General features: G+C 60.5%; 13 protein-coding genes and 1 pseudogene. 3 read left to right on the forward strand and 11 right to left on the reverse strand.

Going from position 1 to position 20,932, the window contains the following annotated elements:
• Positions 1-4 precede the first annotated feature (4 nt).
• Positions 5-976, forward strand: coding sequence for an ABC transporter permease (locus tag AC1Q6X_RS22560; RefSeq protein WP_034754516.1), 972 nt, complete (start codon positions 5-7; stop codon positions 974-976).
• Positions 977-1,489: 513 nt separating this feature from the next.
• Here AC1Q6X_RS22560 and AC1Q6X_RS22565 read toward each other — a convergent pair.
• Positions 1,490-2,074, reverse strand: a pseudogene (locus AC1Q6X_RS22565) (NUDIX domain-containing protein); the annotation flags it as partial.
• Positions 2,075-2,169: 95 nt separating this feature from the next.
• Between AC1Q6X_RS22565 and AC1Q6X_RS22570 the strand changes: the two are divergent.
• Positions 2,170-2,934 carry a DeoR/GlpR family DNA-binding transcription regulator gene (locus AC1Q6X_RS22570; RefSeq protein WP_492498441.1) on the forward strand — a complete coding sequence of 255 codons (765 nt, stop codon included), beginning with the start codon at positions 2,170-2,172 and terminating at the stop codon, positions 2,932-2,934.
• 36 nt (positions 2,935-2,970) lie between these two features.
• Here the strand turns inward: AC1Q6X_RS22570 and AC1Q6X_RS22575 are convergent, their stop codons facing one another.
• From AC1Q6X_RS22575 to puuE, 10 genes are all read right to left on the reverse strand, one after another.
• On the reverse strand, positions 2,971-4,041 hold the full coding sequence (locus AC1Q6X_RS22575; protein WP_230506677.1) for a S1/P1 nuclease: 1,071 nt from the start codon (positions 4,039-4,041) through the stop codon (positions 2,971-2,973).
• A 2-nt stretch (positions 4,042-4,043) separates the two neighbouring features.
• Complete coding sequence (locus AC1Q6X_RS22580) at positions 4,044-5,273, reverse strand: phospholipase D-like domain-containing protein (protein WP_230506678.1); 1,230 nt, start codon at positions 5,271-5,273, stop codon at positions 4,044-4,046.
• 16 nt (positions 5,274-5,289) lie between these two features.
• Complete coding sequence (locus AC1Q6X_RS22585) at positions 5,290-6,987, reverse strand: bifunctional metallophosphatase/5'-nucleotidase (RefSeq protein WP_492498442.1); 1,698 nt, start codon at positions 6,985-6,987, stop codon at positions 5,290-5,292.
• A gap of 156 nt (positions 6,988-7,143) precedes the next feature.
• Positions 7,144-10,578 carry a TonB-dependent receptor gene (locus AC1Q6X_RS22590; protein WP_492498443.1) on the reverse strand — a complete coding sequence of 1,145 codons (3,435 nt, stop codon included), beginning with the start codon at positions 10,576-10,578 and terminating at the stop codon, positions 7,144-7,146.
• Between the two features lie 793 nt (positions 10,579-11,371).
• Positions 11,372-12,874: an adenosine deaminase family protein gene (locus AC1Q6X_RS22595; protein ID WP_070311908.1), complete on the reverse strand. Its 1,503-nt coding sequence runs from the start codon at positions 12,872-12,874 to the stop codon at positions 11,372-11,374.
• 43 nt (positions 12,875-12,917) lie between these two features.
• On the reverse strand, positions 12,918-14,234 hold the full coding sequence (gene guaD, locus AC1Q6X_RS22600; protein WP_492498444.1) for a guanine deaminase: 1,317 nt from the start codon (positions 14,232-14,234) through the stop codon (positions 12,918-12,920).
• 9 nt (positions 14,235-14,243) lie between these two features.
• Positions 14,244-15,323, reverse strand: coding sequence for a xanthine dehydrogenase accessory protein XdhC (gene xdhC, locus AC1Q6X_RS22605; protein ID WP_492498445.1), 1,080 nt, complete (start codon positions 15,321-15,323; stop codon positions 14,244-14,246).
• Positions 15,324-15,332: 9 nt separating this feature from the next.
• On the reverse strand, positions 15,333-17,678 hold the full coding sequence (xdhB, locus tag AC1Q6X_RS22610; RefSeq protein ID WP_492498446.1) for a xanthine dehydrogenase molybdopterin binding subunit: 2,346 nt from the start codon (positions 17,676-17,678) through the stop codon (positions 15,333-15,335).
• Positions 17,679-17,688: 10 nt separating this feature from the next.
• Positions 17,689-19,155 (reverse strand): xanthine dehydrogenase small subunit, encoded by a 1,467-nt coding sequence (gene xdhA, locus AC1Q6X_RS22615; protein WP_492498447.1) that lies wholly within the window; start codon positions 19,153-19,155, stop codon positions 17,689-17,691.
• 109 nt (positions 19,156-19,264) lie between these two features.
• Positions 19,265-20,218 (reverse strand): allantoinase PuuE, encoded by a 954-nt coding sequence (puuE, locus tag AC1Q6X_RS22620; protein WP_492498448.1) that lies wholly within the window; start codon positions 20,216-20,218, stop codon positions 19,265-19,267.
• Positions 20,219-20,338: 120 nt separating this feature from the next.
• Between puuE and uraH the strand changes: the two genes are divergently transcribed.
• On the forward strand, positions 20,339-20,692 hold the full coding sequence (gene uraH / locus AC1Q6X_RS22625) for a hydroxyisourate hydrolase (protein ID WP_034785620.1): 354 nt from the start codon (positions 20,339-20,341) through the stop codon (positions 20,690-20,692).
• Positions 20,693-20,932 lie beyond the last annotated feature (240 nt).

Genomic DNA, 20,932 nt, shown 5'->3' on the forward strand with positions numbered 1-20,932 from the left:
CACCATGACACTCGACGACTTTCAATTCGCCAGCATCCTGGTATCGACCGTGCGCAATGCGCCCGTCCTGATCTTTGCCGCCATGGCCGGCCTGTTCGCCGAACGCAGCGGCATGATCGACATCGGCCTGGAAGGCAAGATCCTGGCCAGCGCCTTCGCTTCCGCCGCCGTGGCCTACACGACGCAAAACCCGTATTACGGCATGGCGGCCGGCATGCTCGTGTGCGTCGCCCTGGCCCTGCTGCAGGCGTACGTCAGCATCACGCAAAAGGGCAACCAGCTGGTGGCCGGCATGGCGATCAACATCGCCATGAGCGGACTGACCTTCGTGCTGGCGCAATTTTTCTTCCAGCAAGGCGGCCGCACGCCCGACCTCGGCTCGGCGCGCCTGTTCGACGTCGTCTTGCCGGGCACGCAGTACGTGGAACACATTCCGTTCATCGGCTGGGTGTATGCCCATCTGATCGGCGGCCATTCCATCCTCGTCTACGTGGCCTTCCTCTTGATTCCGCTCGTGCACTGGCTGCTGTACCACACGCGCTTCGGCCTGCGCCTGCGCGCCTGCGGCGAAAACCCGCATGCGGCCGACTCGGCCGGCGTGAGCGTGGAAGCGACGCGCTACCTGGCCATGCTGGTGGCCGGCATCCTGTGCTCGTTCTCGGGCGCGTATCTGGCCATCGTGCAAAGCGGATTCTTCCTGCGCGACATGTCGGCCGGCGCCGGCTACCTGGCCCTGACGGCCATGGTGTTCGGCAACTGGCGTCCCGTCTACACTTTCCTCGGCTGCCTGATGTTCGGCTTCTTCGCCGCCATCCAGATCCAGATTGAAGGCGTGGACTTGCCCGTCGTGGGCCGCATCCCCGGCTCCTTGATCCAAATGGTGCCGTACGTAGTCACCGTGATCGTGCTGGCGGGCTTGATGGCGAAATCCATCGCGCCGAAAGCCATCGGCATCCCCTTCGTCAAGTCCCGTTAAGAGCACCTGAGAAAATACCCATGGCGTCGTTGCCTTGCCTCGTCGTACATTCGTACTGCCTTCGGCAAGACGCCTAGCCCTGGGCATTTTTCAGGCGCTCCCTAAAATGACAAAAAGCGAAGCCTTTGGGCTTCGCTTTTTTTACGCCTGGGTAATCTCGTCCAGCGAGCAATACACGGGTAAACCGAGATCCTGCGCCACGGCCACCATCTGGTCCGCTCCGCCAGACGCACCGCCGATACGCAGCACGGCATCGCAGTGGCTCAATAAACGCGTCGCATGCGCGTGGAACAGGTCTTCATACACGGCATCGCCCACCCGGGTGGAACCGGCCAGCGCCAGCATGGGCAGGGCCAGCCATTCACCGAGCACGGGCATGTGTCCCTTGACATACAGCGGCAGGCAGACGGCTTCCATGGCCGCCACATTCGCCGCCATCAGGGCAGGATCGTCGCCCGTGCCGGAGCGGTAGGGGCCGGCAACGAGAATCTGCAGCGCCCGTTTGCCTGGCATCAAGTGCAGCTGCGCATGCTGCAGCAGCATGATGGTCTTGCCGTCGCAGATGCGCCCATCGGCCACCATCCGCAGCGCTTGCGCCAGCGGCAACTCCAGCACCTCGATGTCTTCGCCCTCGTGCGCCAGGCCGCCGCCGTCGCCGATGCGGCTGGCCGGATCGTATTCGGCAACAAAAAAATGCAGGCGCTCCGTCACGGAGCCGGGACTCATGAAGGCCTCGAAGACCTTGTGCACGTCGCCCACTGTATAGCCCGTTTCTTCTTCCACTTCGGCGCGGATGCGCTGCTCGGCGCTGGCCTCTTCCAGCAATCCGGCGGCCGACTCGATGAGAAAACCGTCGTGGCCTTCGCGGTAGGTAGGAAAGCGGAACTGGCGGATCAGGATCACCGTGCGTTTGGCCTTGTTGTAGAGCAGGATGGTGGCGCCATCTCCGCGGTCATAGGTTTCCCGCGTCTGCGTCTGCCATTCGCCATCGTGGCGCAGATAGTCGAACGTGGTTTTTTGCAGCAGATACCAGTCATGCGACAGGGTCTGCACCTGCTGGATGCGGACCCGTTCCTGCTTGCTATTTTCTTCGCGCATAGTGTCTCCTTGTGTTTACATGTGCTTGCCTTAGCCGACTTTATCATGCAAACTCGTGCAATATCAAGAAAATGCAAGAACACTCAAGAAAAACCATGCTGACACATCAACGCAAACAATACCTGCTGGACTTGCTCCAGCGCGAAGGGCAGATCGTCGCCAAGGCCGTCAGCGATAGTCTGGGCTTGTCGGAAGACACGATACGGCGCGACCTGCGCGAATTGGCGAAAGAAGGGTTATTGGAACGCGTGCACGGCGGCGCCCTCCCCTTGCTGCCAAGTTCGCCCGCGCTGGCGCCGTTTGCGGCCCGCGAACAGATTTCGCCCGAAGCCAAGCCCGCCATCGGACGCGCGGCAGGCGCCATGATACAAACGGGGCAAGTGGTGTTTCTCGATGGCGGCACGACCGCCGTGCAGCTGGCGCGCCAGCTGCCGCGCGATTTGCGCGCCACCGTCGTCACGCACAGCCCCTCGGTTGCCGTCGAGCTGGTGCATCACCCGTTCATCGAGGTGCTGATGCTGGGCGGGCGCCTGTACAAGCACTCGATCGTGGGCGTCGGCGCGGCCACCGTGGAAGCCATCGGTCGCATCCGCGCCGACCTGTATTTCATGGGTGTATCCAGTCTGCATCCGCAAGCGGGCATCACCACGGGCGACTATGAAGAAGCGTGCGTGAAACGCGCACTGAGCGAGGCGTCAAACCGCACCGTCGTGCTTGCCTCGTCGGAAAAGTTCAACACGGCTTCGCCGTTTCAAATCGCACCCATGAGCCAGGTCAACGATATCATCGTGCATCGCGACGTGGAAGACGCCCTGGTCGCGCCCTTCCGCGAGATGGGAATCGCCATCACCCTGGCATGAAAAAAGCGGCCCGCAGGCCGCTTTCACATGACATCTTTACTGTGGCCAAATCGCCTGCAGCACGGCGGCCAGGCGATAGCCCGCCTCGGTCAGCTGCTGCTTCGCCAGCGCAGAACTCGGTACCGGGTAATTGTCCGGCACCGTCAGGGTCCAGACGTTGTAGACCTCGCCCTTGCGGCTGGTCTGCTGCGTGGCGGGACCAGCCACCACATCCGTGAAAGCAAGCTTTGACGCCGCCAGCGCGGCATCGGCCCACTGATACGGCCAGGTGGCGGGGTCGCCGCTGTTGGCGCTCACCACGGGCGCGCTGGCGATCACGGTGCGCGCGAACTGCTGCGGCGTGCGCGTGCTGAGGCGGCGCATGGCGTAATCGACCACGGTCGTGTCCCAGTACGAATGCAGGGGCCTGGTGGGCGACTTCGGATAGCTGCTGGCAGGCTTGGCATCGCCCGCTTCCGCCGGCAGCGGCGCGGGAATCACGGCATCCGACAAGGCCGTCATCTTCGCATCGTCGAGCAGCAAGTCATTGCCGCCGCGCGCATTGAAGATGGCCACGTCGTCGATCTGCGCCTGCGTGGCGGGCACGAAGAACTGGCCATCCTTGCCGAGAAATGCATTGCCTACATGTAGCGGCTGGTGGATATCGCCCACCAGGTGCGTGATCAGGATCAAGGCTTCGCGCTGGCTGAAGCCGTGCGGATTGCTGGCCGCATCGGCCTTGCCCTGCAACACCAGGATCGCCCGCTTGAGCGTCTGCACGATATCGTCATCGGCCGTGCCCACGCCATGGTCGTGGTAATGCGCATGTTGAAAAGGCACGTTCGTGTAGTGATATTCGCCATGCTTGGGATTCGCCGCCACATAGCTCAACATCTCCGGCGATTGCGGGCCGCAATACGTGCCCTTCACGCAATCGGGCCAGTTGGCGATCTTTTCCAGGCTTTCGCCCGGCAACAGCAATTTCTCCAGCCGAGCCTGGGCCGCGCTGCCTTTGAGCAATTGATCGGCAATGGCGCCCACGGCGCGGTGGCCATCGTTGCCCCAGGCCAGCACATTGCTGGAAGCGAATGCGGCGCCCAGCGCCAGCACGCAGAATAGTTTCTTCATGCTTATTCCTTTGCTTGCGGCGTGGCTTTCGCCGGCTTCGGATACCGCTTGTTGATGTCGATCGGTTGCGCATACGCCGAGCTCCACGTCTGCTCATGCAGCGCGGCAATGCGCTGCGCCATGGCATCGTTACGCAGCACCACTTCCAGGTTGCGCGACAAATCGAAATAGCCGCCCGCCCAGTTGCTCGTGCCGACCCAGGCCAGCTTGCCATCGATGCTCATGGTCTTGCTGTGGATCACGCGCGCAAACGGGATGAAACCCGTCGAGGCCGTGGGAATCGTCACGATGCGGATTTCCACGTTCGGCACCAGGGCCAGGCTTTTCAGGTAGGCGATGGCGGGCGCTTCCGTATTCCAGGCGGACACCATCAGCTTGATTTTGACGCCACGCTGGGCGGCCGCACGCACGGCGTTGTCGATCACGGCGTAGTACGGCCGCGTGCGGTTCGGGCCATACGACAGCGGCGCATAGTCGAGCAACTGGATGCGCACTTCGTTTTTCGCTTCCGCCAGCAGGGCGGGCAAGCCCGTTTCCGAGTCGCCCACGCCGGCCGGGTTGTAGGCGTTCGGGCTGGCCAGAAGGAAAGCGTTTTGCGCGTAATTGGCCGGCACGACCTTGCTGTTGAGCACCGTGGCGCGGCTGCCTTGCGACGTCAGCGCCTGGGCTTGCCAATCCTGTTCAAAAATCGCCTGCACCTGGCCCACCATGGCGGGTTCCGTGATCTTCAAGCCCGTTTCATGGATGTGCTCGAACGAGCGCCAGTCGAAGTTCTGGCTGCCGATGTACGCGACTTCACCATCGACGGCCAGGTATTTCGCGTGCACGATGCCGTTGCCCGTGATTTTATTGAAATCGATGAGGCGCAAGTCCAGGTTGGGAATCGCCTTGATGCGGGCGATGGTCGCCGCTTCCGACAGGCCCACGCCCTTCTGGTCCAGCAGGAAGCGGATCTTTACGCCGCGCTGGCCGGCGGCCGTCAAACTGGCCAGCACCTTTTCAAAGGCCGTGCCCGGTTTGCTGACGGCATAGAACTGGGCGATGACGATCTCTTTCTTGGCCGAATCGAACAGCTCGCTCCACACGGCGACGGGCTCGCGCAGGTCGGGATTGGTCAAGCTCGTTTCCACGGGCGAGGTGTGCACCAGCTCAAAGCCGGGTATCGTGAAATCGGCGTGGGCCGTGCCCGTGAACAGGGTAGTGACGAGCAGGGAAACAGATAAATGACGCATGGTTATTCCTTGTAGATTATTTGACGCGCACAATGCGGCCCGCCGCCGTGGCGCTGCCAGCGGGCTTGCCGGCCCGCGCGCGGGCGATCAGGTAATCGCTGAAGGCGTCGATGTCGCGCACGCCCGTGTCCAGACGGCGCGTGCCGGCCGCCAGCACGGTAAAGCGGTCGCCGCCGCCGGCGAGGAAACTGTTGGCGGCGACACGGTATTGTTGATTGTCTTCCAGAGGAATACCATTGAGCATGATGCTGCCCGGCAGCACACGCTGGCCCTGCGGCCGCGTGCTGTCCCAGCGATAAGTAAAACCTTCGGACACTTGCAGCAGATTGTTCTCCTCCGCTTCGGCGCCCGGCCATTGCTGCTCGAGCAAGGTGCGGATTTGCGCGCCGGACAAACTCACGACGATCAGCGTATTGCCAAACGGCACCACTGCCTGGTTCTGACCCACATTCGTCATCAGGCCGGCACCCGCTTCCAGGTCCTTGCGGATGCCGCCATTGTTCATCAGGCCGATTTGCGCGCCGGCAGCGCGTGCACCGAACAGGGTGCTGTCGGCCACCAGGTCGCCCAGCGCGGAAGCGCCGCCGCCCTTGGTGCTACGGCCCACGTTCGGCACGGCGATGGCGGCGACGGGGCGCGACAATTCGGCCGCGCTGCGCTGCTTGACCGATTCCAGGTAGGCTGCCACGGCAGGGTCCGGCTCATACATGCCTGGCAACATGACGACGTTTTGCGCGCTGGCATCAACAACGGCATTCTTGACGGGATCGACCTTGAGTTTGATGCGCGTCAACATGTGCCCGCCCATCTGTGCCTGCGTCACCAGCCGGCCCTCGACGCGGCACAGATAGCCCTGGTGCGAATGGCCGCTGATGACCAGTTGAATGGCCGGGTCGAGGCGCTTGACCACGTCGACCACTTCGCCCTTCAGGTGGCTGCAGTCGGGCTGGTCGACGGCTTCCTTCGTCTCGCCGCCCTGGTGCAGCAGCACGACGAACACGCCCACGCCCTGCGCGCGCAGTTGCGGCAAGGTGGCGTTGATGGCGTCGGCCTCATCGCCGAACTGCAGGCCGGCAATGCCGGCGGCCGTCACAACGGACGGCGTATCTTTCAGCACGGCGCCGATCAGGCCCACCTTGACGCCATGCGCCTCTTCGATGCGGTAGGCGGGCAGCAGGGACTTGCCCGTCTGCGTGTCGATGACATTGGCCGCCATATAGGTATAGCTGGCGCCCTTGAAGTCGGGCGTGAACTTGCAGGCCTTGTCGGCGCGCGAGGACTCGCAACCGCCGCGCTGCTGGCGCAGCAATTCCGCCTTGCCCTGGTCAAATTCATGGTTGCCGACGGAGCTGGCTTTCATGCCCAGCATGTTCATGGCGACGATGCTCGGTTCGTCCGCCCACAGCGCCGACATGGCAGGGCTGGCGCCGACCAGGTCGCCATTGCCGACAAAAATCAGCTGCGCATCTTCGCGGCGCCACGCTGTCAATGCGCCGGACAGGGTATCGATGCCGCCCGCCTGCACCGTCTTGCTCCCGGCATCGGCGGCGCTCGTGTAGGTGAATTTGCTGCGGTCGAGGTTGCCGTGGAAGTCGTTCAGGGCGACCAGGTTGATATCGATGGGCGTCGCGCTAGGCGCGGGAGGCGTGGCACAGGCGGCCAGCAGCACAGTCAGGGCCGCCGCGGCGGCCAGTGGTGTCGGATGATGTTTCATGGTCCCCACATGGTTATCAGTATTCAAAAAAGCCGTCTCATCCGGGGGGACGCCGTGCGCCGCAAGCCCATCAGAGTATTACCAGAAAGCACAACATAAACGAAAAAACGGCCGGTGTCGCCACCAGCCGTTCGGAACGTCAATCAAGCGTCGAGATTAGAACTCGTACTTGACCGTCGCCTGGATCGCCCATTGGGACTCACCCTTTTGTTGACGCACGGTGTAGTCTTCTACCTTGTCACGCACTTGGTAGATGTAGCGACCTTGAGCATCGAGACCGGCAAAATCAACAAAGTTACGCGTTTGACCGCCAGCCGAGCGGAAAGCCATTTCATTGATACGGCCCCACTTGCGGTTGATCATGTTGCCCACGTTGAAGAAGTCCATCGTGAACACGCCTTTGTTGCCTTTGAAGAAGCCTGGGACTTCCTGGCTGACACGCATATCGAAGCTGTTGGTCCAAGGCGAGAAGCTGTCGTTACGCTTCACCACGCCGCCTTTCGAACTGCGCAGGTCGCCGTTTGCGTTAACAAATGCCCAGAAACGATCTTCGTTGGCATGGTTGTTTGCCGTATCGCCACGGAATACCACTTCGCCCGAACCTGGTTTCGATGGGATATACATCAAGTCATTGCCGCTGACGCCGTCACCGTTCAAGTCATTGCTGTAGGTCCAGCTGTATGGTTTGCCCTTGCGGCCTTCATAGAACAGGCCGAAGCTGGTCTTGTAGTTGTCGAAGAAGCGTTTCTGGAAGTTCAACACAGCATTGAAGCGGTCTTTCACCAGGTAGCCGGAATTGGCGGCGACGTTTTCATTCGGATTGAAGATCGAACGGGCGTTGAAGTTCGATGTCGATACCGACGAGGTCAGCGGCGACACTTCCGTTGCATCCGTATAGGTGTAGGCAACCGACCAGCCAAAGCCCTTGGTCATCGGCTGGCTGACCGACAGCGTCACCAGATTACCCGCGCCCTTGTCCGTTTTCTGCGCAACCATGACGTTGTTGAACGCAGGGTTCTTGAGTGCCTTGGCGAAGGAACCCGCGCAACCCGCATTGGTCGACGACAAGCCACCGGTGGAAGTCCAGCAGTTCGTATTGTAGGCAGTGTTCGAATAGTACAACGCACGGCCATCGGTACCGGTACGCGTCGCCGCGCCCAGGTTCAGATGCTCATAGTAAATGGCATCCTTGTTTTGCGTGCGCAGGTATTCCGCGCCGAAAACCAGGCCCATCCATGGCAACTCATGTTCGAATGCCAGGTTGCCCTTCCAGATCGATGGCTGGCGCAGGTTAGGCGACAGGAAGTCGACGTTGGCTGCAGGGGCGGCATCAGGGAAGTTCGTCGGCTGGGTGTTCGGATCAGGATTGAACAAGCCACCTACCGATGGGCAAGCCTTGAAGCCGCTGGTGCCGCAACCGACGATACGGGTTGCCACGCCAGGATTGGCGAACGGGTTCGACATCCAGACCGTGGCTGCCGCGCCCTGGAACAGGCCGACGCCGCCGCGCAACTGGGTAGGACGGGCGCTGTCAAACTTGTAGTTGAAGCCCACACGTGGCTGCCACAGTGTCTGACCATCGATGGTTTGCGTATTGTTCAGGCCAAAACCACCGCTTTGTGCCTTGCCCGTCTGCGCGTTGGCAGCCACCATAGGTGCAGCCGCAGCAGCGTTATACAGCGGACGGTCGCTGATGCCGGCCTTGTCGACACGCACGCCATACTGCACGGTCAACTGTTTGTTGACGGTCCATACGTCCTGAGCGAAGAAGCCATAGTTTTTCAGGCTGAAATCAGCAATGGCGTTTTCCAGCGAGCCACCTGGCAACGGTACTTGCACCTGGTAAGAGCTCGGGCGTCCGGTACGGAAATTTTCCAGTACGGCTTGTTCCTGAAGAGCGGCCGAGCTGTTGCAGTTGAAAGTAGTGCTGCCGTCAGGGTTCGGTTTGACAAACGAGTATCCGACATTATTGATACAGCCGAAGGTGTAGTTGCCGTTGATGTTCTGCAGGAACGCATTGTAGACATCGTTCTTGCTGAAGTCGGTGCCGAACTTGACTTCATGATCGCCCAAGGCCCAGTTGGCGCCCAGGTAGGCATCCTTGGTCTTGGTGCGCAAGACGTTGAACTGGTACGACTGGTCGGTACCAAAGTTCAGGTAGCGGTCTTTGGTCGACACGCCTGCAGGCGATCCTGCCGGCACATCCCCCGTAAACTTGAGGGACATGGTTGGCAGGGTGGAATTGTTCTTCGGCAGACTTTCATAGTCGCGCGACGATACTTTGAATTCCGTCGAGAAATTTGGCGTCCAGTCGGCAAACCACTGGCCGACGATGGTTTCGATCGACTTTTCCTGCGAGCGCCAGGCCGAGTTCAAGGCGATGCCGCTATCCGATACACCGGTAAACATCGGCTCGGATTGATCGGTTTTGGAGTAGCGAACCATCGCGCGATGGTTGTCGTTGATGTTCCAGTCCAGTTTCAGCAAGACATCATCTACCGTCAACTTCGTGCCTGCGGGGACGGCCGTGGTACCGACTGGCAAGTTGTACTTATCCTTGGCAATCGTCTGTAAAGCGGCAATAGCGGACTCGGTAATACCGACGTTCGTCATCGCGCTGCCAATGGGACCAAAGTTTGGCGCAGTGCGAGTGCTTTCCAGCTTTTCCTTGTTGGCAAAGAAGAACAGCTTGTCCTTGATCAGCGGGCCGCCGACGGAAACACCCTTGGTCGTTTCGCGGAACGGCGCAGGTGCGTAATAGCTGTCTTTGACGTTGTCGTAACGGTCACCGGCCATGCTGTCATTACGGAACACATAATAGACGCTGCCCTTGACATCATTGGTACCGGACTTGGTCACGGCATTGATGTTGGCGCCCGTATAGCCTTTTTGCGTCACGTCGTAGTTGGCGACGTTCACTTGCACCGACTGGATCGCATCGATCGAGATCGGCTGCTTGGCCGTCGGGCTGCCGTTCGATTCCAGGCCGAACGTATCGTTCACGGCCACGCCATCGATGGTCATCGAGTTGTAGCGCGAGTTTTGACCGGCAACGGACAATTCGCCGCGCTCTTTGTCCGTTTGAGAAACACGCGGATCGGAACGGGCGTAATCTTGCAGATTGCGCTGGATCGACGCCTGCATGGCCAATTCGTTCGCGCCAATGTTGGTGCCCGCACCCATGTTGCTGCGGTTAAAAATCTGTGCGCGTGCGCCCGTGCCCGTGACGTTCACGGTTTGCATCTGGGCGCCCAGGGTCGCGTCCACATTGGCTGTTTCCGCCAGCTGCACGTACACGCCTTCGCGTTTTTCCACTTCACCATTCTTGGTGATGGTGATGGTGTATGGACCGCCGGCGCGCAAGCCGCGGGCGACGTAGCGGCCTTCCGCATCGGTCGTCACATTGCTGACGGAACCCGATTCGGTATGCACGATGGTAACGGTGGCACCAGCTGCCGGCTTGCCGTCGGTGGCCGAGATACGGCCGCCGATGGAAGACGTAGTGTTCTGTGCGAACGATGGTGCCGCCGCCAGTGCAATAGACAGGCTGAACGCGATTTGCGTTAGCCGAAGTCGCTTGTGATTGATCATCTTTAACCCCAGAAAAGACTATTATTTTTGAACATCCTGGATTGCCCACCGTCCGGCTGCGCCGCACAGCAACACAAACACAAGATCTCCTCTTTACGATGCTGCAACTGTTACGCCGGCGGGACTGGCTGCGGTCCTGACAAGACCATCACAAAACGCCGCTCCACACATCACAACTATTTATATCCAGACAATAACGGTGGAAAAAAACTGCTACCGATCCGTATGATCCAGGGCGCTAGCACCTGTGTCATTCATCCCACATGCTTAGCCGGCCAACATGGCAAGCCGCGAGTGTAATTGTTAAATATTTCAAGACTGTGACACGGCGGCAAAATGCAGAAGAATGTCGTCATTTAGCTGCGCGACTGTTTGTTTCACTCTGCATCTCACCTTTATTTACTGCAAATACCCATCTTCTTACGATATCGCCCAGATGAATTGTGACTTTTTAATATCATCTTCATCTCACTATGCATCATCAAAAAATGGATGACAAATACGATTTTTTTTACATATTTATATATTTAAAATATAAATAGCATGGGGTAACTAGCTGGATTGATATCGTGCTGACAGCGTTCGGGCTTATGGCGCGAGATTATAAATGAGCAATATGTACTTGAAATTGATTCATCCAGGAAATTGGATAAAGTCGTGTATCTGCTGTTAATTGTGTCGCATGGCCGCCACAACATTAACAAAAACACATTGCAAGAAAGGGAGGGGAGAAATGGAAAACGGCCGGAAGATCCGGCCGCCCTGAGAGTATCAGTTGGGAACGTCGCGTAACTTACGGTTTGCCGCTCTTGCCTGCCTTGTCGGCCGCGGCAATTTGCGCTTCAAACCGGGTGAAACGGGCATCGAGCGCTTTCAGCAAACGCTGCTTGTCCGCTTCCGCCAGGAAGGAATAGCGCAGGCTGTTATACGACAGCTTTTTGATTTCCGCATAATCGGTCTTGTACTGGCTGGCAAACAGCACGTATTCATTCGACAAGGTGTTGCGCGACACGCCCGCGTCGTCCGTCGAGATCACGAACGGCACGCCATACTTGCGGTACAGGGTGACCGGATGCGCCTGGCCCTTGATGCCAAGGATGTAATCGTTGCTGGTCAGGTTCACTTCCACGGGGATACCCCGCTCGCGCATCTTTTGCATGGTCGCCAGCGCATTGTGCTCGTAGGCGATATCCATGCCGTGGCCGATACGGTCGGCGCCCGCCACATCGACGGCTTCGGCGATATGAAAAGCCATGCCTTCCGGCGGCACCATGCCCAGCGCCAGCTCGCCCGCGTGCAGGGCGATCTTGACGTTCGGATATTTTGTCTTGAGGAACTTGAACATTTCCATGTGCAAGCTGTAATCGCGCATGGACACGTTCACGCTTTCCTGGCCCACGATGTTCACGCCCACCAGCAGCGGATTGAGGCTGGCCGCCTTGAACGCGGCCACCATGGACGAGAACACTTGCGATGGCGACAGGAAACGCAACACATACGCCTGGTAGCGCATGGTGAAGTGCGCATCGTCGATGCCGGCGCTGCTGGCGTTCACATTGTCGTTGTAGGCGGTGATGCTTTTCTGGAAGCTGGCGTCCTGGTCCAGGCTGGCGGTCCACTTGGCCAGCAGCGCTTGCAACGCGGCCGGCGGCAAGCCCGGCGCCAGCACTTGCTGGTCGAACTGCGCGTTTTGCACGAAGGGCGACAGCTCGAAAATCGTCTCGATGTAGCTGAGGTTTTCCGCGATGGCACGCTGCTTCAGGGTTTTCAGGCCGTCGGCCGTATTCGTCGATGCCACGGGACCGAAGTAGCCGAAGGTGTCAAAAAAGGTACGGTCCGGCGGCGTCTGGATGGCGCCGTGGTTATAGAAATCCTTGGTCGACCAGCGCTGCAGCAATTCCGCATACAGGCCCGCATCGGCAAACACTTCCGTGGACGACAGGCAGCTGCGCTGTGCGGCCGGCTTGGCGCGCTCGGCCGCCACGACGTCCTTGTTGCTTTCGATACGGTAGGTTGTCTTGTTGACGCAATAGTTTTCCTTGTCGACCCAGTCGAGAAATTGCTCGGCATAAATGGCGCCCGAGTAATGGTGATGCAAATCACCGCCCTTGGGCATCATGGAAAAGAACAGGCTCAACTCGGCTGTCTTCGGCTGTGCACCGGACACCAGGGCGGCAAAATGGCGCGCCGTGGCCGCTTCGTTGGAAGACGGAGTGGCCACGGCCTTGGCGGCTTGCGCCGTTCCGGTCAATGCCAGCGCGGCGCCAAGCGCCAGGCCAGTGAGTTTCTTGTGCATTCGCGTTCTCGCTCAGGATAATTCGTGTTGAACAACGGGTAGGTCAGCCCTGCCCCCGCACATGCACGCATTGCCCGCCTGAATAAGTGGCGGCCACGGCGCGGTCGTCGCCCAGCAGCGCGAAGGCAAACAGCAATTCCTCCAGGCTTTGACAGCCAGCCGTGCGGCGCTCGAGCAGCGGCGTCGCTTGCTTGTCGAGCACGATGAAGTCCGCTTCCGTGCCTGCCGTGAAATTGCCCAGGGTGCCTTCCAGCTGCATGGCGCGCGCGGCGCCCAGGGTCGCCAGGTAAAACATGCGCAAGGCAGGCAGGTAGCTGCCTTTCAAGCGTGCTACTTTATAGGCTTCGTTCATGGTTTGCAACATCGAGAACGAGGTGCCGCCGCCCACGTCCGTCGCCAGCGACAGCAGCACGCGCGCCGCGTCGGCCCGCTCGAAATCGAACAGGCCGCTACCGAGGAACAGGTTGGATGTAGGACAAATGGCGGCCGCCGAGGACGTTTCAGCCATGCGCGCGCGGTCGCGCTCATCGAGCCAGATGCAGTGGCCGAACATGGCGCGCGGGCGCAGCATGCCGTAGTGGTCATACACATCGAGGTAGCTGCGCGCCTGCGGATGCAGTTCACGCACCCAGCGGCATTCATCCTCGTTTTCCGACACGTGGGTTTGCAGATAGGTATCCGGATAGGCGCGCGCCAGCTCGCCCGCCAGGTGCATCTGTTCATTTGTCGATGTCGGCACGAAGCGGGGCGTGATCGCATACAGCGAGCGGCCGTGCTTGTGCCAGCGGCGTATCAATTCCTCGCTTTCACGTGCGCCGGACTCGGCCGTGTCGCGCAGGAACTCGGGGCAGTTGCGGTCCATCATGACCTTGCCCGCCACCATGCGCAAGCCGCGTGCCTCGCTGGCGCCAAAGAAGGCATCGACCGATTGCGGATGCACGCTGCCATACACCATGGCCGTCGTGGTGCCGCAGCGCAGCAGTTCATCGAGAAAGAACTCGGCGACATCGCGCCCATGCTCGGGATTCTCAAACGCGCGCTCGGTAGGGAAGGTGTACGTTTCCAGCCATGGCAGCAAACCGGGCGCGGGCGAGGCGATCATTTCCGTCTGCGGGAAATGCAGATGGGTATCAATGAAACCCGGCACGATCAGCTTGTCCCGGTAATCGACGATCTCGGTGCCAGGCGGCAAAGTGGCTTGCAGCTGCGCGTAATCGCCGGCCGCGACGATCTTGCCGTCGGCCACGATCAGCAAGCCATCCGCATGCCAGGCGTGCGCATCCTCATTAAAAGCGGGATCGGCGTGGAAGTGCAGCAAGCTGGCTCGGTAGGCTCGCAATGTGGCAGGAACAATCGGCATGACTTCTTTCTATAACGGATGAATGGCGGCGCGTGTCCGGCGGCGCGGTGGCGCGCCGGCAGAAGCCAGCCGCAGCGGTGCGGCCAAGGCGGCCGCGGCCGCTTCCTCCCACACCATCAGTAATTGACAGGCAACGGAGGCGGCGATCACGGCCGGCGCCTTGTTGCGGATGCCGGGCATGCCGATCGGACACACCATGGCCGCAATGCGCTCGTCCGGCACGCCGTGCGCCTGCAGCCGGTGCTCGAACTGCTTGCGCTTGGTGTGCGAACCGATCAGCCCGAACCAGCCCGCATCCTCGCGCTCCATGATGGCTTGCGTCAAGCGTTGATCGAGCGCATGACTATGCGTCATGACGAGAAAACTGCCGCCAGGCGGCGCCATGGCAACGAATTCCTCGGGCGTGTCGGTGGCGGCGATGCGCACATTATCGGGCAACCCCGCAGGCAACGCTGCGGAAAACATGTCTTCGCGTTCATCGACCCAGGTGACATTGCAGGGCAAGTGGGCCAGCGCGCGCACGATGGCCGCGCCCACGTGGCCGGCGCCGAACAGGGTCAGATGGGCGCGCGGCGCCAGGCAGCGATCGACCAGCCAGCGCCGCCCTTCACTCCCCTGCGCGACATGGGTTGCGCGCTCGCGTGAAAACGTATCGGGCGCCTGGCCTGGCGTGCCGGCGATCAAGCGACCGTCAGCATCGAACAGCGCAGAGGCGGGTTCGCCATCGAGCGCCGTCAAACGCCAGCTGTCCTGCTGGCGACGCTCGCGCAAGGCGGATAATACATCGTTCAAGCTGGCATCGACAGGTTCAAAGGCAAGATAAACAACGCCGCCGCAGCATTGGCCCAGGCTGGGGCCCAGCGCAAAACGTTCGAACCGCACGCGGGTATCGCCCGTGGCCAGCATGGTCTTGGCGATTTCCACGGCGCGCAATTCCAGGTGACCGCCGCCGATGGTGTCGACCTGGCCATCGAGGGTGATGCGCATCTTCGCGCCCGCCTCGCGCGGCCCGGAACCTTCGACCAGGGCCACCGTCACCAGCACGGATGCCTGCGTGTCATTGTCCATCGCTGTCAGCCAGTCGCTCATCTTCTTCTCCTAGGCACCGACATGCGCCGCTTGGACGGCCATGACCGCCTTGAGGATTTCCTCGCTGGTGGCCGGTGCATTCAGCGGTGGCTGCACGGTGTGGTGACCCACGCTGGAAATGGCGTCGCGGATGGCGAAGAACACGGAAAACGGCAACAATAACGGCGGCTCGCCCACGGCCTTGGAACGGTGGATACTGTCTTCCACATTGCGGTTCTGGAACAGTTTCACACGGAAATCTTCCGGGCAATCGGAAATGCCGGGAATTTTATAGGTCGATGGCGCGTGCGTCATCAGCTTGCCCGCCGCATTCCACCACAACTGCTCCGTCGTCAGCCAGCCCATGCCCTGGATAAACGCGCCTTCCACTTGCCCCAGATCAATCGCGGGATTGAGCGACTGGCCCGCATCGTACAAGGCATCGGCGCGCAGCAGTTTCCACTCGCCCGTCAGGGTATCGACCACCACTTCGGCCACGGCCGCGCCATAGGCATAGTAGGAAAACGGATGGCCCGTCATCGTTTTCGCATCCCACGACAGCCCGGGCGTGGCATAAAAACCATCGGACCACAATTGCACTCTCGCCAGATACGCCTTCTGCACCAGCTCGGCAAACGGCACGACGTGACCATGGACGTGGATATGGTTGTCGAAGAAGCGCACAGTGCCAGCGTCGCCACCGTACAGTTTGACCGCGTAATCGGCCAGACGTTCGCGGATCTGGCGCGCCGCATCCTGCGCCGCCTTGCCATTCAGGTCGGCGCCGGTGGATGCCGCCGTGGCCGACGTGTTCGCCACCTTGCTGGTGTCGGTGGCCGTGGCGCGCACGCATTCGAGGTCCAGTCCCAGCTCGTGCGCCACCACCTGCATGACCTTGGTATTGATTCCCTGCCCCATTTCCGTGCCGCCATGATTGACCAGCACGGAGCCATCCACATACACGTGCACGAGGGCGCCGGCCTGGTTCAAATGCGTGACGTTGAAGGCGATACCGAATTTCAAGGGCGTGAATGCCAGCCCCTTCTTCAAGACCGGGCTGGCCTCGTTGAACGCATCGATGGCGCGGCGGCGCGCGCGGTAGTCGCTGCTCTCTTCCAGTTCCGCGACGAGCTCATGGATGACGTTGTCGACGATTTTTTGCCCGTACGGCGTGACGTTGCGCCCTTCCGCATCGTTGCGGCCATAGAAATTGAGCAGGCGGATATCGAGCGCATCGCGTTGCAAATGGCGGGCGATTTCATCGATCACGTACTCGATGGCGATGGCGCCCTGCGGCCCGCCGAAGCCCCGGAAAGCCGTGTTCGACTGCGTATTCGTCTTGCCGCAGGCGGCGCGGATGTCCACGTCGGACAAATAATAGGTGTTGTCGAAGTGGCAGACGGCGCGCGTGGCGACGGGGCCGGACAAGTCCGCCGAATAGCCGGCGCGCGTGGTCATGTCGACCTTGGCGGCCAGGATCCGGCCATCGTCGTCGTAACCGACTTCGTATTCATAGTAAAAACAGTGGCGCTTGCCCGTCACCAGCATGTCATCGTCGCGGTCGGCGCGCAGTTTCACGGGACGCTTCAGTTTGGACGCCGCAATCGATGCGGCCGCCGCCCACAGGGCCGACTGCGATTCCTTGCCGCCGAAACCGCCGCCCATGCGCCGGCATTCGACGGTGATATTGTGCGAATGCACGCCCAGCGCATGCGCCACCACGTGCTGCATCTCGCTCGGATGCTGGGTCGAACACAGCACCAGCATGCCCTGCGCTTCCTTCGGAATGGCGTAGGAAATCTGTCCTTCCAGATAAAACTGTTCCTGGCCGCCCACATACAGCTGGCCCTTGACCACATGCGGCGCCTTCTCGAACGCGGCCTGGTAGTTGCCGCGTGTCAGCTGCATGGGCGGCAGCACATACGATTGCGCGGCCTTGGCCGCCTGCGGCGTCATGATCGCGGGCAACTCGTCATAGGACACTTGCGCCAGGCGGGCGGCGCGGCGCGCATGGTCATGCGTATCGGCCACCACGATGAAGATGGGCTGGCCTACGTATTGCACCAGGTCAGCAGCCAGGATGGGATCGTCATGGATGATGGGACCGCAATCGTTGGTGCCGGGAATATCTTGCGCCGTGTAGACGGCGACGACACCCTGCGCATCGCGCACGGCCGATAAATCCATGGCTGTGATGCGCGCGTGCGGCTTTTGCGACAGGCCCAGCGCCGCGTGCAAGGTGCCTTGCAATTCGGCGATATCGTCCGTGTAGGTGGCTTGCCCCAGTACATGCAATTGCGCCGATTCATGGGGGCTGGGCTTGCCCACGGCGGCCCAGGCGGCCGCTTGCAATTCGGGCGTGACAGGATGGTTCATGCGGGTCCTTTCAGGCGCGGCAAGCGTAGGCGTTGAGGGACGTCGGTGGCAATGGCGCACCGGGACGGGTTTCCAGCCAGAAGCGGCGCAACAGGTTTTGCGCCGTCGTCATGCGGTAGGTGTTCGACGCGCGCATGTCGGACAGGGGCGCGTAATCGTCGGCCAGCAGGCGCATGGCGATGAGTAAATTGTCTTCCGTCCACGCCTGTCCCCGCAGAAACGCTTCCGTTTGCGCAGCACGCTGCGGCGTGGCCGCCATGCCGCCAAAGGCGATGCGTGCATCGACGATACGCTCGCCATCGAGCTGGAAGGCGAACGCGGCGCACACGGCCGAGATATCCTGGTCAAAGCGCTTGGCCAGTTTATACGTGCGGAAATGCACCTCGGCGCGGGGCAAGGGCACGCGCACGGCTTCGACGAATTCGCCGGGCTGCAAGTCTTTCTTCTGATAGCCCAAATAGAACTTTTCAAGCGGCATGATGCGCTGCCCGGCCGGGCCGCGCAGCACGATGTCGCTGCCCAACGCGATCAGCCACGGCATCGAGTCGCCGATGGGCGAACCGTTGGCCACATTGCCGCCCAAAGTACCCGCGTTGCGGATCGGCAAGGAAGCAAAACGCTGCCACAGTTCCGACAACTCTTCCGGATAATGCTCGCACAGCGCCGCATACGCATCGTTGAGGCTGGCGCCTGCGCCAATCTGCAGCTTGCCGTCAACGATGCCGATGGTTTTCAGCGCGGCAACATTGCCCACATAAATGATGTCGCCCAGGTCGCGCAGTTGCTTGGTCACCCACAGGCCCACGTCGGTGGAGCCGGCCAACAGGCAGGCTTGCGGCTTTTCGGCGCGCAACGCCACCAATTCGTCGATGCTGCGCGGCGCATGGAAGTGCTGGCCGCCATGTTCATACGTGCTCAGGCTGCCGCGCTGCAGCGCCTGCAATTGCTGCGCCACGGCATCCCGATCAAACGTGACATGCGGCAACTCACCCATGCGCCTGGCCGCGTCGATGATGGGCCGGTAACCGGTGCAGCGGCACAGATTGCCCGACAGCGTATCGTCGATTTCGCAGCGCGTGGGCGTCTCACCGTTTTTCTGCAGATACATGCCCCACAAGGACATGACGAAACCGGGCGTGCAAAAACCGCACTGGGAACCATGGCACTCGACCATCGCCTGCTGCACCGGGTGCAGGGCGCCGTCGGGCTGTTGCAAGTCTTCCACGGAAAACAGGGCCTTGCCATCGAGCGTCGGCGTGAGCTGGATGCAGGCGTTGACGGCCTTCATCTCGACCTGGCCGTCCACCAGGCTGCCGATGACGACGGTGCAAGCGCCGCAATCGCCCTCGGCGCAGCCCTCCTTGGTGCCCGTGCAATGCAAATCCTCGCGCAGGTGCTGCAACACAGTCTGCGTAGGGGCGGCGTTGCGTACTTCCTGTACGGCACCACGGTAGTAAAAGCGGATCGGTTCTGACATGCTGGCCTCGGTATAGTCCCAGTATAGGAGATTAACACCGGCATATGGGACAACTATATGCAAAGACTGATTTTACTTATCATCCAATATCAATACTTATCAGACACTCTCAGGCAATGTAGGGATGCGTCGCATGCCAGTGTTCGGCGATATCGATGCGGCGCGTGATCCACACTTGCTCATGGCGCTGCACATAGTCGAGAAAGCGCGCCAGCGACGCGGCCCGTCCCGGCCGCCCCACCAGGCGGCAATGCAGGCCCACGGACAACATCTTGGGCTGGTTCAAGCCGTTCGGATCGCCTTCCGCATACAGCACGTCGAAGGCATCCTTCAGATAATCGAAAAACTGTGTGCCCGAATTAAAACCCTGCATGGCGGCAAAGCGCATGTCGTTCGTGTCCAGGGTATAAGGCACGATCAGCTGGGGCTGCATGGCCGGCATGCCGGCCACATCCGTGTACGCCACTTTTTCCCAGAATGGCAGGTCATCGCCGTAATAATCGGCGTCGTAGCGGAAGCCGCCATGCTCGACCACCAGTTTGCGCGTATTTGGCGAATCGCGCCCCGTGTACCAGCCTTGCGGGGCGGCCCCCGTCAATTCACGGATGATCTGCACGGCCTCGCGCATGTGTTCGCGCTCCGTCGCTTCATCCATGTTTTGATAGGAAATCCAGCGCAAGCCATGACAGGCGATTTCATGGCCCAGTTCCTGGAAGGCGGCCACCGCCTCGGGATTGCGCTTCAGGGCCATCGAGACGCCAAACACGGTCAACGGCAGGCGCCGCTCCTCGAACATGCGCAGTAAGCGCCATAATCCGGCGCGCGAACCGTATTCATAAATCGACTCCATGCTCAGGTGGCGCGCAGGAAAAGCCGCCGCTCCGATCATTTCCGACAAAAACGTTTCCGAGGCGGCATCGCCATGCAGCACGCTGTTTTCCGCCCCTTCCTCGTAATTGAGGACGAATTGCAGGGCGATGCGGGCTTTTCCCGGCCATTGAGGGTGAGGTGGCGTGCGGCCATAGCCGATCAAATCGCGCGGATAATTTTCATAAGTACTCATGCGGTGGCTCGCCTATAGGAGACAATGTTGGTTATATGCCCAATCATATAGCCAGCCGCTGATGCAGGTATATGATTTGCAAGATAAGCACATTCACTCACCCTATATACAGGATAGCAAATGGGAAAACTCAGCACGCATGTACTCGATATCGCCCACGGCAGGCCGGGAGCCGGCGTCAAGGTGGCCCTGTTTTCAGTCGCGCCGGAAGGCAAAGTGTTATTGAAGATGGATATGACCAATAGCGACGGCCGTTGTAGTTCACCCTTGCTGGAAGGCGACAGCATGAAGGCGGGCCAGTATGAGCTGGTGTTCAACGCAGGGGACTACTTCGCCGCTCAAGGCGTGGAATTGCCCTCGCCCCGCTTCATCGATCTGGTGACCCTGTCCTTCGGCATTGCGCATACGGATGAGAACTACCATGTGCCGCTGGTGGTATCGCCGTGGTCATACTCGACCTATCGCGGTAGCTGATCCCACGATACCAACAATGTTGTCGGATTACGCGCTGCGCGCTAATCCGACCTACCTGGTTTGGTCGATGTCGGCCGATGTCCGTCGGCGCAGGCCGGCGTAGGTCGGCTTAGCGCAGCGTCAGCCGACAACCACCCGCAGCACCCCGCAAAACCACCAGACGAAAAAAACCCGACCATTGCTGATCGGGTTTTTCTCAAGAAACCACAGCCAAAGGCTGTTGCTTCAAATAACAAGCCT

The sequence above is a fragment of the Janthinobacterium sp. GW823-FHT06H09 genome, from assembly GCF_058794735.1.

Excerpts from the sequence above, each read along its gene's own strand:
- AC1Q6X_RS22580 (WP_230506678.1), bottom strand. The coding sequence starts at position 5,273 with ATGCGTCATTTATCTGTTTCCCTGCTCGTCACTACCCTGTTCACGGGC.
- xdhB (WP_492498446.1), bottom strand. The coding sequence starts at position 17,678 with ATGAACCATCCTGTCACGCCCGAATTGCAAGCGGCCGCCTGGGCCGCC.
- AC1Q6X_RS22575 (WP_230506677.1), bottom strand. The coding sequence starts at position 4,041 with ATGAAGAAACTATTCTGCGTGCTGGCGCTGGGCGCCGCATTCGCTTCC.
- xdhA (WP_492498447.1), bottom strand. The coding sequence starts at position 19,155 with ATGTCAGAACCGATCCGCTTTTACTACCGTGGTGCCGTACAGGAAGTA.
- AC1Q6X_RS22570 (WP_492498441.1), top strand. The coding sequence starts at position 2,170 with ATGCTGACACATCAACGCAAACAATACCTGCTGGACTTGCTCCAGCGC.
- AC1Q6X_RS22585 (WP_492498442.1), bottom strand. The coding sequence starts at position 6,987 with ATGAAACATCATCCGACACCACTGGCCGCCGCGGCGGCCCTGACTGTG.
- guaD (WP_492498444.1), bottom strand. The coding sequence starts at position 14,234 with ATGCCGATTGTTCCTGCCACATTGCGAGCCTACCGAGCCAGCTTGCTG.
- puuE (WP_492498448.1), bottom strand. The coding sequence starts at position 20,218 with ATGAGTACTTATGAAAATTATCCGCGCGATTTGATCGGCTATGGCCGC.
- AC1Q6X_RS22590 (WP_492498443.1), bottom strand. The coding sequence starts at position 10,578 with ATGATCAATCACAAGCGACTTCGGCTAACGCAAATCGCGTTCAGCCTG.
- AC1Q6X_RS22595 (WP_070311908.1), bottom strand. The coding sequence starts at position 12,874 with ATGCACAAGAAACTCACTGGCCTGGCGCTTGGCGCCGCGCTGGCATTG.
- xdhC (WP_492498445.1), bottom strand. The coding sequence starts at position 15,323 with ATGAGCGACTGGCTGACAGCGATGGACAATGACACGCAGGCATCCGTG.
- AC1Q6X_RS22560 (WP_034754516.1), top strand. The coding sequence starts at position 5 with ATGACACTCGACGACTTTCAATTCGCCAGCATCCTGGTATCGACCGTG.
- uraH (WP_034785620.1), top strand. The coding sequence starts at position 20,339 with ATGGGAAAACTCAGCACGCATGTACTCGATATCGCCCACGGCAGGCCG.